The organism is Spiroplasma endosymbiont of Virgichneumon dumeticola (assembly GCF_964264745.1).
In the GTDB taxonomy this organism is placed as follows: Bacteria; Bacillota_I; Bacilli_A; order Mycoplasmatales; family VBWQ01; genus Spiroplasma_E.
In genome coordinates, this window is sequence record NZ_OZ183478.1 from 19,656 (window position 1) to 38,858 (window position 19,203).

A 19,203-nucleotide genomic window follows, 5' to 3' on the forward strand; every position below is an offset into this window, starting at 1 on the left:
TAATTAATTGAAAAACTTGTTAGGATAATAGTGAGGTGATTAAAATGAAATACAAATCTTTATATAGAAAATACCGACCAAATACTTTTTCTGAAATTGTTAGTCAAGAAAATATTATAAAAATATTAAGAAATTCAATTGCCAATAATACTTTTAATCATGCTTATTTATTTTCAGGAAGTAAAGGAACAGGTAAAACATCAACTGCTAAAATATTTGCTAAAGCAATTAATTGCCAAAGTAATATTAAAGGCGAAGTTTGTGATACTTGTGAATCATGCATCAACATTAATAACGAAAATTATGTTGATATTTTAGAAATTGATGGAGCTTCTAATAATGGTGTTGATGAAATCAGAAGTATTAGAGAAAATATTAATTTATTACCAATGAATGCTAAATATAAAGTATATATTATTGATGAAGTTCATATGTTAACAACATCTGCTTTTAATGCTTTGTTAAAAACACTAGAGGAACCACCACAACATATTATTTTTATTTTAGCAACAACAGAACCATATAAAGTTTTACCAACGATTATTTCACGCTGTCAATGATTTGAGTTTAAAAAAATAAATGTTGAAGCGACTATTAATCATTTTATTAAGATTTTAAATAATGAAAAAATTGAATTTGAAATAGAAGCTATTAATGAGTTAGCTATCCTAAGCGATGGTTCATTACGTGATGGTTTAAACTACTTAGAAAAAGTATTTAATTATAATAATATTATAACACTTATAAATGTTGAAAAAATATTTTCTTTGCTATCAATTAAAAATAAAATTAAATTTTTAACCAGTATTTTTAATTGTAATATGCAGGCAGTTATCGAACAATTAATAATATTTGATGAATATACTATTCAATATAAAAAGTTTATTATTGAATTCATATATGTTATTGAAGATATTATAATTTATCATTTAACAAAAACTAAATTACTACTTAAAATGCTAAATATTTCACAAGTAAATATCTTTTCTGAAGTTGTGAAGTCAGATTTATATGCAATCTTAAATGCTTTTAATGAAGTTTTAATACAAGATAATGTTGATGACTTAAAACCAATTTTAATTTTAAAAATTCTAAATTTAATTAATATTTTTGAAATTAAATATACTTTAAATTATGAAGAAAATAGTAATAAACCTGAGGTGATTACTAGCAAGGTAAGTGAGGTAGCAATAATTGAACCATTAAAAACATCCTTATCAGAAGTAAAAAAAATGCCAGAAATAGTTGAACCAAAAATTGAATTAGAAGTACACCAAGTACCAATTGATAAAAATAATAAAATTTCTCACGCACCAATAATGGAAAATGTCAAAAATAGTGAGATAATTTATAGTGCCATCAATTTAATTTTGCAAGCTGATAAGGACATTAGAAAAGAAGTTAATCACAAATGAAAGAAAATTAGTGACTTTGTTAGTGATAATAAATTTCGCAATATCTCTAAAATATACATTAATACTTTAGTTGCTGCTGCTGCAAAAAATGGCATTATTATTATTACTGAAAATATTATTCAAGCTGATTTAATAAACCAAAAATTTTTAAATAAAGAGCATAGAAAATTTTTAACATTTTTATTAGGCAAAGAATATATGTTTTTTGCTCTTGATAAAATTCAATGACAAAAAACTAGAAAAAAATATCAAGAATTATTAACAAAAAATATGCTTCCACAAGCAGAAAATATTACAATTTCACAAGTTATTAATGAAACTATTGATGATAGTGACAAAGACCCTACTTTACATTTTGTGCAAAGGATATTTTCAAAAGTAGAAGAAATATAAAAAATATGAGGTGAAGAACATGGATATGAGAAAACTTATGATGCAAGCACAAGCAATGCAAGGCAAATTAGAAAAATTTAAAAAAGAAGAATTTACTTTTTTAAGTACTGATAAATTAATTGAGATAGTTATGACAGGTGATCGTGAAATTATTTTGCTTAATGTTGAAAAATTATTGCAAGAACTTGAAGATGACCATGAAATGATAAACGATATGTTGAAAATAGCTTTAAACGATGCTCTTAAAACTATAGATAAAAAAGAAAAGGCTATTGCTGGTAATCTAAAGTAATTATTAAGTTCCTTAATGATATAAAGTTGAAAGAGGTAAGATAATGTTATTCATTACGTTTGAAGGTCCAGAAGGTGCAGGAAAAACTACTATTTTAAAAATGATTAAAGAACAATTAAAACAAGATGGTTTTGATGTTATTGTTACAAGAGAACCAGGTGGTAGTGAAATTTCTGAACAAATTAGACAAGTGATTCTCAATAAAGATAACACTCTAATGGACCCATGAACTGAGGTTTTACTTTATGTTGCTGCACGTAGACAACATTTGGTAGAAAAAATTTTACCAGAAAAAAATAATAATAAAATTATTATTTCTGATCGTTTTTCTGATTCTACTTTAGCATATCAAGGTTATGCCCGTAATCTTGATATTAATAAAATAAATGTTATTCAAAATATGATTTTTGAAAATTATCAGCCAGACTTAACTGTTATATTTGATATTAAACCAGAAGTTGGTTTGGAACGGATATTATTAAGAAAAGGTGAATATTTAAATCGTTTAGATGAAGAAAAAATAGAATTTCATCAAAAAGTTTATAATGGATATAAAAAAATTGCTGCTAAAAATCCCAAAAGAGTTCATATAATTGATGCTAGTTTAAAAGAAAATATTGTGTTTAATAGTGCATATGAATTAATTAAAGATTTAATTGAAGAAAAAGGTTTTAAACCAAAAAATATATAAATATAGGGGGAGAAATGGAAAACAAAAATCTTGTAGTTTCTAATAATTTATTTGATACTAATTTTTCTGTTGCTCAAATGAAAATTATTCCTCAAGTTAGTTTATGTTATTCTAAAGATAAAATGGCAAATATCTATACTAGAAATGAACTAATAAAAAAAATAACTTGTTTAAATAATGATAAGTTAGAATTATGTAGTGAAAAAGAAATTTGCAAAAATTGTTTTAAAATTAAAACAAATACTTATTTTGATTTGAAAATATATGACTTTAAAAAAACAGATATTATGAATAAAAATATAACTTTAAATCTTATTGCCGACTTTTCAAAAACTAGTTTTGAATCAAACAATAAAAAGATTTATTTAATTAATCAAATCCAATTTATTTCAATTGCTGCTGGTAATTCTTTACTTAAAATTTTAGAAAATTTACCTAATAATGCCCATATTATTTTCACAACTACTAGTATTAATGATATTATCCCTACTATTAAATCCCGTTGTCAATTAATAAATGCAGTTAATAGTAAAAATAACCACGATAATTTTACTGATGAGCAAAAATTATTAATTAAAATTTTTGCTAATCCTAATTTAATAAATGATAAGAATGTAATAATAAAATTAAAAAGTTTACTTACTATTGTTGAAGATTTTATTACCAATGAAAATAGCGATAAAATTAATAATCAATTATTAGTAAAAAAAATTGCAAATTTAAAAGAAGATATAATTTATTTTTTTAAAATTTTATATTTAATTTATTTTAATAAACTAAATATAGTTTTATTCAAAAAATATATTACTAGTAATAAAATTATTATTAATTTAGTGGAAATTTTAAAAATCAATAATCATCAACAAATAGCTTTTATTTTAAATGAAATTGCTGTGGTTATTCAAGTATTAAAATACAATTCTAATCCTAATTTGTTAATAAATGCATTTCTTGTTAAAGTGAGTGGATAATCATGGAAAATATGAAAAAAATTTTAACTTTAAATCAAGAAGGTAAGCAAATAAAAATTATGCAAAGAAAAGATATGTTTTGTATTTCTTTGGATACAATTTTATTAATTAATTTTATTAAAATTCGTCCTAGTACGAAAAAAATTGTTGATTTTGGTACTAATAATGCTGTTTTACCTATTTTATTAGCAAATAAGTTTGATGGAGATATTATTGGGATTGAAATTCAAAAACCAGCTGTTGACCTTGCTATTGAAAATGTAGAATTAAACAACTTGCATAATAGAATTACTATTGTCCATGATGATATTAAAAATTATTGTGCTAAAAATTTAGAAAAAGTTGATTTAATCATTTGTAATCCACCTTTTTTCCCTTTATTAGAAAAAAGTAAAACAAAATTACAACCATTAAAAGTAGTAGCTCGCCATGAAGTACACATTAATTTAGAACAAATAATTGCTAGTGCTGCCAAACTATTAAAAGCTAAAGGGAAATTAGTAATGGTTCACACTGTTGAGAGAATTAATGAATTATTATTACTACTACAAAAATATCAAATTACACCTAAAATTCTCCAAATAGTGTATCCTAAAGTTAATCAAGCAGCCAATGTTTTTTTAATTGAAGCAGGGTTTCTAGCAAATCCAGGAATGATTGTATTACCACCGTTAATTTGTCATAATGATAATAATACTTATATTGATGAAATAGCAAAATGATATAAATTATAATATAGAAATGTAGGGTATTTAATATGCATGTGAATTGATTGAATAAATTGAATAAAAAAATGACTTATTTACTAGCTGTTTCTGGCGGTCCCGACAGTATGTTTTTATTAGATAATTTAGTGCGAAATGATTTTAAAATTATCGTTTGTCATGTTAATTATCATAAACGTTGAAGTAGTAATGTTGATGAACAAATTGTTCGCGACTATTGTACAAGTAAAAAAATTCCTTTAGAAGTTAAAAACATTAAAGAAGAAGAGTATAATAAAAAAAGAAATTTTCAAGAACAAGCACGAGTTATTAGATACGATTTTTTTAACGAAATTGCTCAAAAATATCAAATTTATAATTTAGTAGTAGCGCATCATATTTACGATTTATTAGAAACATACATAATTCAAAAACAACGAAAAGCAATTGTGTCATATTATGGTTTACGTTTTAAAACAACTTACAAATCATTATCAATTTATCGACCGATGTTAGAATTAAAAAAAGAAGATATTATTGATTATTTAACCTTATATCACATTAAATATGGTTTTGACGAAACCAATGAATTAATTATTTATGAACGTAATCGTATTCGTCAACAACAAATTAATAAATTAACCGACTTTGATATTAATTTAATGTTAAGTGAAATCAAAGAATTAAACAGTGAACAAGAATTATTGAAAGATGAGCTTGATGTTATTTACAATGCTATTATTAATGATGATGTTTTAGCCATTAATGAATTTAAAAAATATGAATTTAAACTACAACAAATGATAATTTATGAGTTTCTAAGTCAATATGATGAAGAATTAGTTTTAATGTTAAAAAAAGCTAAAATTAAAGAAATAGTGAGAGTTTTAACAAAGTCAACTAAACCTAATATTACTATTAGTATTGGTGAAAATAAGTGAGTTATTAAAGAATATAATTTTGCATATATTAGTGAAAAAAATGAACCAAAACAATTTAGTTATAAAATTCCTAAAATTAATAATTATCATTTTAAAGAAATCACTATTACCAAAACGCAACCCAAGGAAGGTGAATTTCAAGCATTATACATTTATAAGTCTGATTTTCCATTAACAGTTCGTACTAACAATGGTGAAGAAGAAATTGAAACTACATATGGCACTAAAAAAATTAATCGTTTATTTATTGATAATAAAATCCCTTATCGTGAACGACTTATTTGACCAGTAATTGTAAATTCTAGTGGCAAAGTGGTAGCAATTCCAAAATTATCAGTAAATAAAAATAATATTAGTGAGAAACCTAATTTGTATGTGCTAAAATATTATGGTATTATTTAAAAAATAAATTAGAAATTAAAGCGTAGGTGAAAAAATATAATGCAAACGCGAATTAAAATTAACTGAATAGTTGTAGTTATCTTTATCGCTTTTTTACTATTTATCGGATCTTTGCTATGATATTTTTTGAAAGGTAATATTTTAAATTTAAGTCAAAGTGATTTAATAGAATTATTTACTAATAAAAAAATACCTGGTGATTCAACACATACTGTTGATAAATTTGATACAGTTTCCGTTCAATTTTTTAATAACACAGTCTATATTCGTGGACTGTTAGAAATTAATGGTAAAATAATTCAATATCAATCTATTGTCTCAGCTAATGCTTACAATGGTACAGGTGCTATTACAGATAGTATCCAAAAAATAATGATGGATAATAAAATTCCATTCTTAAATGCTAGTGAAATTATTCCTTTCTGAAAAACATTCTTAATTAGCATTTTACCAATTCTTTTATTAATTCTTGGCTCATTCTGATTATTTACAAGAATGAATAAGATGGGTGCTGGCGGTGGCATGAGTCCATTCTCAATGGGGAAAAATCGTGCTAAAATTAGAACTTCAGAAACCAGATTTACCGATGTAGCTGGAATTAAAGAAGAAAAGTTAGAATTAGAAGAAGTAGTTCACTTTTTAAAATTCCCACAAAAATACGCGCAAATGGGCGCAAGAGTTCCAAAAGGAGTATTACTTGTTGGTCCTCCAGGTACTGGGAAAACATTATTAGCTAAAGCTGTTGCTGGAGAAGCAGGAGTTCCCTTTTTCTCAATCTCTGGTGCTGAATTTGAAGAAGTATTTGTCGGAGTTGGTGCTTCAAGAGTACGTGAGATGTTTACTACTGCTAAAAAATCTGCTCCTTGTATTATTTTTATTGATGAAATTGATGCTGTGGGAAGAAAGCGTGCCGCTGCTTCAACTGCGACCAATGAGCAAACATTAAACCAATTACTAGTGGAAATGGATGGATTTGAAACTAATTTAGGTGTTATTATTATGGCTGCTACTAACCGTGCTGATGTGCTTGATGATGCATTACTACGTCCAGGGAGATTTGACCGTCAAATTTCTCTTAGCTGACCTGATATTAGAGAACGTGAAGCTATTCTTCGCCTTCATGCTCGTAATAAAAACATTTCACCAAAAGTTAATTTTCAACGAATAGCAGAACGAACACCAGGATTTAGTGGTGCCCAATTAGAAAATGTACTAAATGAAGCAACACTGCTAGCTGTTCGCCATAACAAAGCTGTTATTGGATTATTAGAAATTGATGAAGCTATTGATCGTGTTGTTGGTGGTCCTGCTAAAACATCACGTGTTATTACTGAAATGGATAAGAAAATTGTTTCTTATCATGAAGCTGGACACGCATTAATTGGTTTAAAATTAGAATATGCTTCTAAAGTACAAAAGGTTACTATTATTCCACGTGGTCAAGCTGGTGGATATACTATTATGACTCCTAAAGAAGATACAATATTCTATTCAAAAACACATTTAAAAGCAACTATTACTGGTTATTTAGGTGGTCGTGCCTCTGAAGAAATTATGTTTGGTGTTGCCAATGTTACTACAGGCGCCCATGATGACCTAGAAAAAGCAACTAACATTGCTCGTAAAATGATAACAGAATATGCCATGTCCGCTGATTTAGGATTAGCACAGTTTGAAAATCCACGTGATGAGTATTCACCATTTGCTTCTAATAAATTTTCTAGCGATATTGCTTCTAAAATTGATCAAGAAATTAAAAATATTTTAGATAAATGTTATATTGAAGCTATTGCTACAATTAAAAAACATAAAGACACATTAGAATTAATTGCTAAATCTCTAATGACTTTAGAAACAATTACAGCTGAACAAATAGAATATATTGATAAATTTAATAAATTACCAATTGAAGTAATTGAAATGCAAAAAGAGATAGCAAAAAATAGCAAAAAACCAGTTAAAGAAGATAATGAAGATAAACATAAAAATGATGAAAAACCAAAAGATAGTGATGATAATTCTGATAATGAAACAATATCAGTTGCACCTAATAAAAAATAATTAGAATTAATGCAAAACTTACTATTTTTAAATTTGTAAGTTTTGCATTAGTTTATTTTTTAATTTTTATTATAATTATAAAATTAACAAGGAGAAACCTAAGTGGAAAAACACGAATTAGTTGAAAGAATTTTATTTAACAATGAAATGATTAATAAAAAAACTAAAGAATTAGCTGACTTAGTTAGTGCATACTATAAAAATAATACCCAACCGGTAATTTTAGTGGGAATATTAAGAGGTTGTTTACCTTTTCTTGCACAATTCATGTTAAATCTTAACATTGAATGCATGCTTGATTTTATGTATGTAGAATCTTATTTTGGAAAAACACAAGCTACGACGAATAAACCAAAAATTCGCATGGATGTTGTAAATAATATTGAAAATCGTGATTTATTGATAGTAGAAGATATTATTGATTCAGGTAATTCTTTATTAAAGATTCGTACTCATTTATTAGAAAAAGGCGCTAAAAGCGTAAAAATTGTAACTTTGTTAGATAAAAAATGTAAAAGAGTAGCAAATATTGAAAGCGATTGAACTGGCTTTGAAGTAGAAAATTATTTCTTAGTGGGATATGGTCTTGATTATGATGAACAATTAAGAAATCTGCCTTATGTCGGTATTGCTGATATTAATAAAATTGCTATTTTAGAAAAAAAATAAAATTAAATAATAAAATTCATATAATGGTATTATATGAATTTTATTATATTGCAAACTATACGATATTTTTAATGTGATAAAATTATTATATTAAAAATATTTTTTTGTTTTTAAATAGGTTTGAGGTTACAATGAAAAATCTTTTTGTTAATGTATTTAGAGGAATAAAAAAAAGATTAATACAATATGTTGGTATTTTGCTACTGTTAGTGATTGTAGTTTCTTCACTTTCAGCTTTATACAGCAACTCAGAGCGAATAGAATCTGGTTTTTATACTGTTTTAAATAATAGCGGTAAATATGACTATAGTATAAACTTAAAGTCTTTAAATAGCTATAAAGACATAGATGCCTCTACACTTAAAATAAAAGGTATTATTAAAGAACAATTTGAAGGTGATCCAGAAAAACCAACAATTGATGAACAAATTAATAAAATAGAAGCTACTAACATTCGTAATAACACTTTTCCAGCATTTGATCTTGCATCTTTAAATCCAAAGTTAGAAACATATTTATTAAATTGAGGGCTTAATTATCAAGGTATTTTGTTAAATAATATTTTAGAAACAGACTTAAAAAATTATTTAATTGATAAATCTTTTTTTAAAAGTTTTGACTATAAAAACGCTGCTACTGTTAAAAGTCTTTATTTTTCATTTGAAGATGCATTCTATAGAGAATCAGATAACTTTGATTTTTCACCAACCCGTAATGATTTCAATAAAGTTTATATTTCCCAAGGATTAGCACCGACTAGTGCAAATGAAGTGGTAATTAACTCTGATTTTGCTAAAAAAAATAATATTAATTTAAACGATACATTTGAATTTATTCAAGGTGATAATCCTTTAAAAGTAGTTGGTTTTGGATATGCTTATTGGGGAATTACAGGTAGTCGTTCGGCCACTAAGCCTAATCCTACACCTGATAATGCTACCCCCGTATATACTTCACGTGAATGATTTAATAGTTCAATTAAAAATTCAAGTTACAGAACAAACTTAGAAAGTAATCTTTTGTTAAAAGTAAAAAATAATAATAATTATTTTATTGAAGCATTACAAAATTTACTAATTAAAACATTTAGTTTTAGTTTTGGCACTATTATTACAACCGATACCGAAGATGTACGTTCAGGACAAATTTTAGAAACATTTCAAATGCAAAAAATTGTATTTAGTGCTATTACAATTGTAGTCTTATTAGTTATTATCTTTATTATTATGTCTTATGTTCGTAAAGAAATTGATTTACAAAAACCACAAGTTGGTTTATTAAAGGCTTTGGGTTATAATAACTTTCAAATTGCTATTGCTTTTGTTTCTTTAATTTTATTCATTACTTTGGCCTCCAATATTGTTGGATTGGTTCTTGGTTTACCTTTACAAATATTATTTAATTCATTAAATAATATTGGATTTTATATGCCTTTACCAAATTTATTTTTTAGTTTAGTTACCCTTTTTACCGGATTAGTAATTATTCCTATTATTTTTGTTTTTGTTAGTTATTTACAATCAGAACTTAAATTATGTGCTAATCCCTTGTTATTGATTTATGATCGTCGAAGCAACACTAGTTCTAGAATAATTACAACTTTAAAATATCCATTTCGTTATTGACCTTTTAAACAACGTTTAGCCATAGCTTTTACTTTAAAATCAGTAGGGAAATTGTTTTTAGTATTTTTTACTTTTGTTTTTGTTAGTTTTTTATTATTATTTCAAACTACAGCTACTGATTTATTTGATAATAAAGTTAATAATTTATATGGTTATTACAATAAAGATGTAGAATGAAACACCAAAACAACATCCATGTATACATATAACAACAGTAGTGATTTTAAAATAAAAGATGATGTTTTTTATTGGGCTTCACAAAAAGATATTATTGCTGATCAAACAAAACTCATTGGTGCAACTAAATATTTTGAATGAAAAGCAGATGATTTTCATATTGATAGTACAAATAAATACAATAAAATTTTTAATGCTTTATTAAGAAATGATTTTAAAAATAATTTTATTAGCAGTGAAGAAATTAATATTTTATATCATGCAACCAAAGATAATACAAAATGTAAAAATTTTATTAATCCATCAGGACTATTAACACCAGATCAAACCGATAAAATTTGTGTTGGAATCCATAAACTATTTAGTTATCTTTCAGATAATACAGGAATTAATCCTGAATTAGCGTCACTTCCAGGTATTAGTATAGGTTTAAATATTTATAATACTAATTATTATCCTGATATCGAAACTAGTATTGTCTCACCAACTGCATGAGATGGGCATAGTCAAAGTAATATGCAAGCGCGAAGAATTAAGGTAACAGGCGTTTATAATAATCCCGATCAAAATTTAGCATGAAAAAATTGATTTAATTTTAAAGAAGAAAAACAACGTGATATTGATCCTGTTTTTAATAATAGCCATATTTTAAAAAAAGAAAATATTTCTTATACTAATAATCAGGGACAGAAAGTAGTCGGTGATGCTTTTACGGTACCTGCTACCATTTCTAAAAGTCTTGCTATTTTAAATGGTTATAAAATTGATAGTCAATTTTTAATGTTAGCAAATTGATATAACTATACAATGCCCATAATTTTTGAAGTAAAAGGTATTATTAGTAATAACCTTGATACATCAAATGTTTATACCAATCTTGATGATTTACGAACAGCTATTGGGTTAGTTGATATTGCTAATAATCCTATCCCTGATGCTTTTAATTTTTGAATTTCTAAAGATGCTAATATTTTTCCTTTAAATTATATTAATGTCGCTCAATCAGAGGGAAAGTACGATATGAGTGAAATTCAAAAACAAAATCTAATTCCAATTAATAAATTACCATTTGTTAATAGTTTAGTTAAAAAACTTTTAGTACAAATCTTTGATGGTATTATAACTATTATTAGTATTACTAAATTTTTAACTTTATTTGCTGTTGCTTTTGTTTTAATTATCATTATTAATATGATTCTCGATAATAATTTATTAATTATTGCTATGATGAAATCATTAGGATATCGTGTAAATGAAATTAATCGATTAATTATTGGTTCTTATGTAATTGCTTTAGTGGTAGCGTTTGTGATAGGTACTATATTTTCTTATGTAATATGGCATTTTATTACCTTGATTATTGCTTCACGAGCCGGAACTGTGTTTAATGTACCAATTAGTCCATTTACAATTCTTACTTCTTTTGGACTAGTTTTTTTAATTATGGTTATTGGTTATGCTGTTGGATTATATTTAATCAAATATAAATCAGTAACAGTTCTATTGCAAGGTAGTTAAAAAATATATGTTTTTAATCATTTATATGTAAAAAACTAAAGTTATTGATAAAATAATTATGTGTTCATAAAAAACGATTTGAAAAAGGAGAAATAAAAATGATAAAAAATAACAAAAAAGGTAATAATGAAATTGTAGATCCTATGTCTGAAGCTACTGATTCATCAGAAAATAATGTTAAAGATGCAACAATGGAAGAATCAAAAACTAAATTAAAAAGTAGTTTTATGAAAAAATCAGTAGGTAAGAAGGCAATAGATAATGAAACTATAGATGAACCACCAATTATCAAACATAAATCTCATGATAAACCAGAAACTAAAGAGGAAATAGCAGCTACGAAAGCTAAACTACAAACCTTTAAAGATAACCAAAAAACCATTAAAAAACAAACTAAAGAATATTCAAAAGCCGTTCTTAATGGTCAAATTGTTTCTATGACTAATAATACCCCTGATGTTGCAACTAATGTGATTGAACTATTTAACGTTAAAAAATCATATTTAACTGGTGATTTAGAATATGAAGTATTAAAAGGAGTTGACTTAAAAATTAAACAAGGTGATTTTGTTGTAATCCTTGGTCCCTCAGGTAGTGGAAAAACTACCTTACTAAACATTATTTCAGGCTTAGATAAACCCAATTCTGGTGATGTATTTGTAGCAGGTTATAATTTATCTTTATTAAAAGATAGCCACTTAACAAAATTTAGAAGAGATAATGTTGGATTTATTTTCCAACAATATAATTTATTAACTAATTTAACAGCTCGTGAAAATGCTGAAGTTGGTGAAAATTTAGCAAAAAGTAAAAACAAAAACATGGGAATTGATGAAATATTTAAAGTGATTGAAATGGATGAACATATGAATAAGTTTCCTAGTCAATTGTCAGGAGGGCAACAACAACGAGTTTCTATTGGTCGTGCGCTTGCAAAGAATCCAACCATTTTATTCTGTGATGAACCAACAGGAGCATTAGATGAAGAGATGGGACGTAAGGTATTAGAAATCTTATTAGATGTTAACCGTGAATATAAAACATCAATTATTATGGTTACCCATAACCCTAACTTCCAGTTTGTGGCTAATACTGTTATTAATGTTAAGAATGGGAATATTGTTAATGTTAAGACGAATACGAAACCAATGAAACCAAGTGAAATTAACTGAAGTTAATAGAAATAAGTGTTTACTTTTTTAATTTTCTAGAGAAATAGTGATGAAATAATTTTTGTCATCACACTACATATACAGATTGATTTCTAATTAATTTTTATTAGTCCTGAATTGTAAATTATGATTGAAAATTATTTTTTCCTGCATTTATGCTTTTAAGTATTGACTAGTTATTGAATATTTTGCTTCTGAACAGTTTATTTCAGATTCATAATATTTTTAATTATTTTATCATTGAACAAGGCATAAGTTAAAATTAAAAATGTGTTACGGAAGAGTTTCATGCACAGTTTTGTGAAAGATTGGTGGGGAAACTCCGCTGGTTTATTATTCGAGGCTTTTCTCCCTTTATGTACTATTTTTAAATTTTATCACATAAATGCTGAGAAAAGCCTATCTACGGACTTCTCCCCACATTTTTAAATTAAACATAGCATTACAGTTTCAAAACTAGGTATGTTATTGAATTTATATGCAGCTTCTTTTGCATATAAATGAATATGATGTTTTGCAACTTTGATATGTGTTTTAAATGTTATTCGTATATGTTTTCATACTGACTCAATTTGGTTGGTATTTACACCAGTTTTTGAAACATAGCCATCTTGATGGTTAACTGTTTCATGCTTAGTGAAAACCGATTTCAAATCGCGATATCCTTTTCAAGAATCAGTATGTACATCACACTTTGAAGAAATGTGGTTTATTGCAAACTGCAAAAGATTTTTACTGTTTGCGTTTTTCAATACTTTCACAATCAGATTGTTGGTTGTTTTTTCATAAATACCAACAATCAAGGTTTTGTTCAACAAGGAAGATCCTTGTTGAACAAAACCCATATGTGAAAGATACATTTCATCCATTTGCACTATGCCCTCAACAATGAATTGAGGTTCTTGTTTAGCAATGGCACTTCGGATTTATGACCCATTCTTCAAGCTGTTTTCAAGGTCACTCCCAATTCTTTTGCAACATCAGTTGATGGAATTCCATGTTTGGTGTTTATTCATCTAAAGATGAGATAAAACCAAGATATTAAAGGTGTTTGTGACTTTGAAAATATAGTGCCCGTGAGAATACTGAATGTTTGATGACATTTCAAACATCTCATTTTTCTTAAATTAGAAGTATTCAAATTAAAACTAGAACACCTAATACATTTGCTTTGTTTCAAACTTGCTATATATGCAAGACATTGTTTTTCAGTTTGAAAAGTATTATTGAACTCATTCAATTTCATTGTTTCCTCCACAAGTACATGTGGGGAGAAGTCCGTTATTCAATTCATTCGTTAATTTAGTTATTTATGTTTAATGATTGTAGTTTTTTTTGTTGAAAATTGTTATTATTACTTTTATAAAACAACTACAATTTTATTTATCATTAAAGAATCATTTTTTTAATTTATTTTTTAACTTTAAATAATTATAATATAAGCAATACTTTTAAATACAAAGGATGAAAAAAATGGCAGACAATAAAAATCATGTTAATGGACATATTCTAACAGAACAAGAAGAATTACGATACCAAAAATTACAAAAACTACAAAATGAAAATTATGATGCTTATGGTCGCATTTGAGAAAGAAATTTTAATTGTAAAAGCCTTGAAGTTAAATTTAAAGATAAAACTAAAGAAGAATTAGCAACTTTAGTTGAAAAATTATCTAATGATCAAATTCAAATTGCAGGTAGATTGATGACAAAAAGAGAAATGGGAAAAGGTTCAGTTTTTGCCCATTTACAAGACCAAACTGGCAAATTTCAAATATATTTAAAACCAGAATATATTAGTCAAGAAAAATTTAATTGATTTTTAGAATATGCTGATTTAGGCGATTTTTTTGGAATTAAAGGTAAAATTATGAAAACTAATAAAGGTGAACTAACAGTTCAAGTTTTCGACATTGTTATGTTGTCAAAATCTATACGAACGTTACCAGATAAATTTCATGGTCTTGTCGATATTGAAGAACGTTACCGTCGTCGATATGTTGATTTAATTGTTAGTCCAGATACAAAAAATACATTTTTACAACGTAGTAAGATTATTACTGAACTACGAAACTTTCTTAATAATAAAGGTTATTTAGAAGTGGAAACGCCTATTTTACAAGAAGTTTATGGTGGAGCTGCTGCTAAACCTTTTGTAACTCATCATAATACTTTAAAAACCGATTTATATTTGCGAATAGCTACTGAATTACACTTAAAACGTTTAATTATCGGTGGTTTTGAAGGTGTATATGAAATTGGTCGCTTATTCCGTAATGAAGGTATGAGTCCAAAACATAATCCTGAATTTACGACTATTGAAATTTATGTTGCCTATCAAGATATGAATTTTATGATGGAATTAACAGAAAATTGTATTAAGCATTTAATTAATATTGTTCAAAATAAGTTAATTTTAGAATATGGCAATCATATCTTAAATTTTGAAAAACCTTGAACAAAAATTAGTATGATTGAATCTATCAAACAAGTTAAAATTAAAGATGCTGAATTCATCTCTTCTTTTTCTGAAATTATTGAAATGAGTAAACAATATCATAATATTGCTGATGATAAAATTAGAAATGAAGCTAAAATTAAAGCATATGATTTAACTTTAAAACTTGCTAAAAAATTTAATCTTAAAATCCCACCACACTATAATAGCATTGGACATCTTATTAATTTATTTTTTGAAGAATTTGTAGAAGAAACCTTAATTCAACCAACATTTATTACTGATTATCCGATTGAAATTTCACCACTTGCTAAATTAAAAAAGGATAGTAAAGAATTTACTGATCGCTTCGAATTGTTTATTGGTGGTCGTGAATATGCCAATGCTTATTCAGAATTAAATGATCCTTTTCAACAATATGAACGTTTTGCTCAACAAATGAAAGAAAAAGATAGTGGCAATGATGAAGCAACAGAAATGGATTTAGATTTTGTAGAAGCATTAGAATATGGTATGCCACCAACAGGTGGTCTTGGAATTGGTATTGACCGTTTAGTAATGTTGATTACTGGCCAAGATAGTATTAAAGATGTGCTATTATTCCCACACATGAAACCAAGAAGTAATAAATAATGAGTAGTTTAGTAATTATTGGGGTTGTAGTAGCATTAATTGCTATTATTGCATTTATTTTTTTAATTAAAATTATTAAATGACTTGCCATTACAATTATCATTTTTGGTTTAATTGCTACAGGTTTATGTTTAGGTTTTGGAATACCACCAATAGTAACAGATGTTATTAATACTTAGGTTAAATCCTAAATTTTGTATAAATTACTTTTATGGAGCAAATACCCCTCATATCAAAGAATAAATTTTTATTTCGAACAAATAAATCCCGACAAAAGTGAATAATTGTTAACACTTTTTTAAAACTAAACTGATCCACATTGAAATATTTATTGGAGAAAATAAGCAACCTATTTTACTGGTAGACAAATAAAATAAACAAGCCTAATTAGGCTTGTTTTGAGTTAATTTAAAAATTCAAATAATTTTTATTTGGATTTTCTTTTTTTGATAAGTTGTAAAATTTAAACATTTTTTGCATTCTTATTAATAATATTTGTGCTTTTACCAACAAGTGAAGAAAATAAATTTGAAAATTAGTTTTATTGTAAATTACTACTAAAGAATAGTTGATTTAGTTACTGATATTGGATTCATTGGAATATTTTCATCATTATTTATTTCATTTGCATCAAAATCATGATTATCACTTTCATTTTGATAATCACATTTTAAATTTTCGGTCTTTTTTAAACATGAAGGAATAATTTGATTAGCAATATTAATCATACCCGAAAAAACTGTTGGTATTGCATAATAATTATCATAACCATTTGTGTGCTCCATAACAATACCAGTACTAGTTAATGCTACTGCAGTAATTAAATTAGCAATACTTTTTACTGAATCAAATCTTTTAGGCAGTAATTCTGTTATACCATTAATAATATTTGTGGCACCATAAACATTAATTGAAATGTAAGTATTTCAGTTTTCAGTGTCACTATTTCTTTTTCTTAGTTCAAACCTTTCCTCTTCGCTCCAACCTCCTCCTATAGGAAAACATCCTATTTTATAGCCATTAGCTTGTGTTTCTTTGTATCTTTTAAAAAATCTGAATATCTTGCCTCACTTATTTCTTTAGGTATTATTTTAATGCCGTTGCTATCTAAAAATTTACTATAATTTACTGAACTAATTATTGAAAGACCTAACAATATTTTACTAACAGCACTTATATTTTAGTGTTATTTTTATATGAAAAATATACAATGGAATTCAAGCCAAAAGCTATACCATTAATTCCTGATAAAATTGGATTATTTAATTTTTGTCAGTAATAAGTACTTAAACCTATTACCCCTGCTGTTACTACAGTTAAAAAGCTTAATGATTTATTCACTTTATTTAAATAAGAATTTATTTCCATTTTTTTATACTCCTTTTTAAAATAAAAACCTATTAACTTTAAAAATAAAGCAATAGGTTTAAAACTATATTTAGTTTATAGATTGATTATAATTTATAATTTTATTTAAGATAAAATTTTGCTAATTAACACTTTTTTATAACTTGAATTGTAAATATGAACAGAATATAAGAAACAGAAAGCCACGCAAAACTCTACATAGAAGAAAAAATATTTTTAAGATTTATTTGCTTTTTTCATTGGTTAATGTTATTATTTTTAAGTACTTTTTATTATATTAAAATAGTTTTTCAAAGCGAGGTGAAATTATGTCACAAACAAATATCCATCCAGAATATTTTCAAACTAAAGTTACTTGTATAACATGTAGTAATAATTTTATGAGTGGTTCAACTAAAGGTAAAGAAATTCGTGTTGATACATGTTCAAATTGTCACCCGTTCTATACTGGAAAACAATCTTTTGCTTCAGCAACAGGACGTGTTGAGCGTTTCAAGACTAAAGCAAGTCAACAAGTTGAAGTTAAACCTAAAATTGTTGAAACAAACAAAGCAAAATCTCAAAATTCTAAAACTATTGTTCTGGATTCTGCTAAAGATGTTTTAAAACTAGCTGATAAAGTTAAAAAATAATTTTGTTTAAAATAGAAACTAAATTGGTTTCTATTTTTTTCTATAATTAAAAAACGGACTTCTCCCCACATGTACTTGTGGAGGAAACAATGAAATTGAATGAGTTCAATAATACTTTTCAAACTGAAAAACAATGTCTTGCATATATAGCAAGTTTGAAACAAAGCAAATGTATTAGGTGTTCTAGTTTTAATTTGAATACTTCTAATTTAAGAAAAATGAGATGTTTGAAATGTCATCAAACATTCAGTATTCTCACGGGCACTATATTTTCAAAGTCACAAACACCTTTAATATCTTGGTTTTATCTCATCTTTAGATGAATAAACACCAAACATGGAATTCCATCAACTGATGTTGCAAAAGAATTGGGAGTGACTTTGAAAACAGCTTGAAGAATGGGTCATAAAATCCGAAGTGCCATTGCTAAACAAGAACCTCAATTCATTGTTGAGGGCATAGTGCAAATGGATGAAATGTATCTTTCACATATGGGTTTAAAAAACAAGGAAGATCCTTGTTGAACAAAACCTTGATTGTTGGTATTTATGAAAAAACAACCAACAATCTGATTGTGAAAGTATTGAAAAACGCAAACAGTAAAAATCTTTTGCAGTTTGCAATAAACCACATTTCTTCAAAGTGTGATGTACATACTGATTCTTGAAAAGGATATCGCGATTTGAAATCGGTTTTCACTAAGCATGAAACAGTTAACCATCAAGATGGCTATGTTTCAAAAACTGGTGTAAATACCAACCAAATTGAGTCAGTATGAAAACATATACGAAGAACATTTAAAACACATATCAAAGTGGCAAAACATCATATTCATTTATATGCAAAAGAAGCTGCATATAAATTCAATAACATACCTAGTTTTGAAACTGTAATGCTATGTTTAATTTAAAAATGTGGGGAGAAGTCCGTAGATAGGCTTTTCTCAGCATTTATGTGATAAAATTTTAAAATAGTACATAAAGGGAGAAAAGCCTTAAAAAATTATTTAGAGCCATTTTTTTCGTTATTTAAGTTAAAATATTGATATATACTAATTAACATAGAATTTAGGTCTTTTA

At 26.1% G+C, this 19,203-nt stretch carries 20 protein-coding genes; 16 read left to right on the forward strand and 4 right to left on the reverse strand.

Translation table 4 applies throughout. From position 1 onward, the window contains the following. Positions 1-44 precede the first annotated feature (44 nt). From dnaX to ACFEL4_RS00180, 11 genes are all read left to right on the forward strand, one after another. The gene (gene dnaX, locus ACFEL4_RS00130) at positions 45-1,808 is read left to right on the forward strand and encodes a DNA polymerase III subunit gamma/tau (RefSeq protein WP_375317604.1); all 1,764 of its coding nucleotides are present in this window, start codon (positions 45-47) and stop codon (positions 1,806-1,808) included. Between the two features lie 19 nt (positions 1,809-1,827). Next, positions 1,828-2,100, forward strand: coding sequence for a YbaB/EbfC family nucleoid-associated protein (locus ACFEL4_RS00135; RefSeq protein ID WP_308149590.1), 273 nt, complete (start codon positions 1,828-1,830; stop codon positions 2,098-2,100). A gap of 43 nt (positions 2,101-2,143) precedes the next feature. Next, complete coding sequence (gene tmk / locus ACFEL4_RS00140; protein ID WP_375317605.1) at positions 2,144-2,791, forward strand: dTMP kinase; 648 nt, start codon at positions 2,144-2,146, stop codon at positions 2,789-2,791. 14 nt (positions 2,792-2,805) lie between these two features. Further along, entirely contained in the window at positions 2,806-3,762 is a 957-nt protein-coding gene (locus ACFEL4_RS00145) for a hypothetical protein (protein ID WP_375317606.1), read from the forward strand. A 2-nt stretch (positions 3,763-3,764) separates the two neighbouring features. After that, positions 3,765-4,496 (forward strand): tRNA1(Val) (adenine(37)-N6)-methyltransferase, encoded by a 732-nt coding sequence (locus ACFEL4_RS00150; protein WP_375317607.1) that lies wholly within the window; start codon positions 3,765-3,767, stop codon positions 4,494-4,496. Between the two features lie 38 nt (positions 4,497-4,534). Further along, positions 4,535-5,809 (forward strand): tRNA lysidine(34) synthetase TilS, encoded by a 1,275-nt coding sequence (gene tilS, locus ACFEL4_RS00155; RefSeq protein ID WP_308149594.1) that lies wholly within the window; start codon positions 4,535-4,537, stop codon positions 5,807-5,809. 39 nt (positions 5,810-5,848) lie between these two features. Continuing rightward, the gene (ftsH, locus tag ACFEL4_RS00160; RefSeq protein ID WP_375317608.1) at positions 5,849-7,870 is read left to right on the forward strand and encodes an ATP-dependent zinc metalloprotease FtsH; all 2,022 of its coding nucleotides are present in this window, start codon (positions 5,849-5,851) and stop codon (positions 7,868-7,870) included. A gap of 102 nt (positions 7,871-7,972) precedes the next feature. Beyond that, positions 7,973-8,539, forward strand: coding sequence for a hypoxanthine phosphoribosyltransferase (hpt, locus tag ACFEL4_RS00165; RefSeq protein ID WP_375317609.1), 567 nt, complete (start codon positions 7,973-7,975; stop codon positions 8,537-8,539). Between the two features lie 131 nt (positions 8,540-8,670). Continuing rightward, a complete protein-coding gene (locus tag ACFEL4_RS00170; RefSeq protein WP_375317610.1) occupies positions 8,671-11,859 on the forward strand; it encodes an ABC transporter permease in 3,189 nt (1,062 codons plus the stop codon). Positions 11,860-12,002: 143 nt separating this feature from the next. Beyond that, a complete protein-coding gene (locus ACFEL4_RS00175) occupies positions 12,003-13,037 on the forward strand; it encodes an ABC transporter ATP-binding protein (protein WP_375318337.1) in 1,035 nt (344 codons plus the stop codon). Between the two features lie 282 nt (positions 13,038-13,319). Further along, positions 13,320-13,460: a hypothetical protein gene (locus ACFEL4_RS00180; RefSeq protein ID WP_375317611.1), complete on the forward strand. Its 141-nt coding sequence runs from the start codon at positions 13,320-13,322 to the stop codon at positions 13,458-13,460. On the opposite strand, the gene ACFEL4_RS00185 is transcribed toward ACFEL4_RS00180, so the two are convergent. Both ACFEL4_RS00185 and ACFEL4_RS00190 read right to left on the reverse strand, forming a co-directional pair. Continuing rightward, complete coding sequence (locus tag ACFEL4_RS00185; protein ID WP_375318338.1) at positions 13,457-13,900, reverse strand: IS1595 family transposase; 444 nt, start codon at positions 13,898-13,900, stop codon at positions 13,457-13,459. The two genes, ACFEL4_RS00180 and ACFEL4_RS00185, sit on opposite strands and share 4 nt — an antisense overlap. 5 nt (positions 13,901-13,905) lie before the next feature. After that, positions 13,906-14,277, reverse strand: a complete 372-nt coding sequence (locus tag ACFEL4_RS00190) for a hypothetical protein (protein ID WP_375316858.1) — start codon at positions 14,275-14,277, stop codon at positions 13,906-13,908. A 227-nt stretch (positions 14,278-14,504) separates the two neighbouring features. On the opposite strand from ACFEL4_RS00190, the gene lysS reads away from it, so the two are divergent. Beyond that, positions 14,505-16,124 carry a lysine--tRNA ligase gene (gene lysS, locus ACFEL4_RS00195; protein ID WP_375317612.1) on the forward strand — a complete coding sequence of 540 codons (1,620 nt, stop codon included), beginning with the start codon at positions 14,505-14,507 and terminating at the stop codon, positions 16,122-16,124. Then, entirely contained in the window at positions 16,124-16,303 is a 180-nt protein-coding gene (locus tag ACFEL4_RS00200; protein ID WP_375317613.1) for a hypothetical protein, read from the forward strand. Before lysS ends, ACFEL4_RS00200 begins: the two co-directional genes overlap by 1 nt. A 378-nt stretch (positions 16,304-16,681) precedes the next feature. Here the strand turns inward: ACFEL4_RS00200 and ACFEL4_RS00205 are convergent, their stop codons facing one another. Next, positions 16,682-16,909, reverse strand: a complete 228-nt coding sequence (locus ACFEL4_RS00205) for a hypothetical protein (RefSeq protein ID WP_375317614.1) — start codon at positions 16,907-16,909, stop codon at positions 16,682-16,684. A gap of 388 nt (positions 16,910-17,297) precedes the next feature. Continuing rightward, on the reverse strand, positions 17,298-17,492 hold the full coding sequence (locus ACFEL4_RS00210; protein ID WP_375317615.1) for a hypothetical protein: 195 nt from the start codon (positions 17,490-17,492) through the stop codon (positions 17,298-17,300). Positions 17,493-17,800: 308 nt separating this feature from the next. On the opposite strand from ACFEL4_RS00210, the gene rpmE reads away from it, so the two are divergent. The 3 genes from rpmE (at position 17,801) to ACFEL4_RS00225 (ending at position 19,034) form a co-directional block, all read left to right on the forward strand. Further along, positions 17,801-18,124, forward strand: a complete 324-nt coding sequence (rpmE, locus tag ACFEL4_RS00215) for a 50S ribosomal protein L31 (RefSeq protein ID WP_308149602.1) — start codon at positions 17,801-17,803, stop codon at positions 18,122-18,124. A gap of 89 nt (positions 18,125-18,213) precedes the next feature. Beyond that, on the forward strand, positions 18,214-18,750 hold the full coding sequence (locus tag ACFEL4_RS00220; RefSeq protein WP_375317285.1) for a hypothetical protein: 537 nt from the start codon (positions 18,214-18,216) through the stop codon (positions 18,748-18,750). Continuing rightward, the gene (locus tag ACFEL4_RS00225) at positions 18,645-19,034 is read left to right on the forward strand and encodes an IS1595 family transposase (RefSeq protein WP_375316929.1); all 390 of its coding nucleotides are present in this window, start codon (positions 18,645-18,647) and stop codon (positions 19,032-19,034) included. The genes ACFEL4_RS00220 and ACFEL4_RS00225 overlap by 106 nt, the downstream gene beginning before the upstream one ends. The last annotated feature ends 169 nt before the right edge of the window (positions 19,035-19,203 follow it).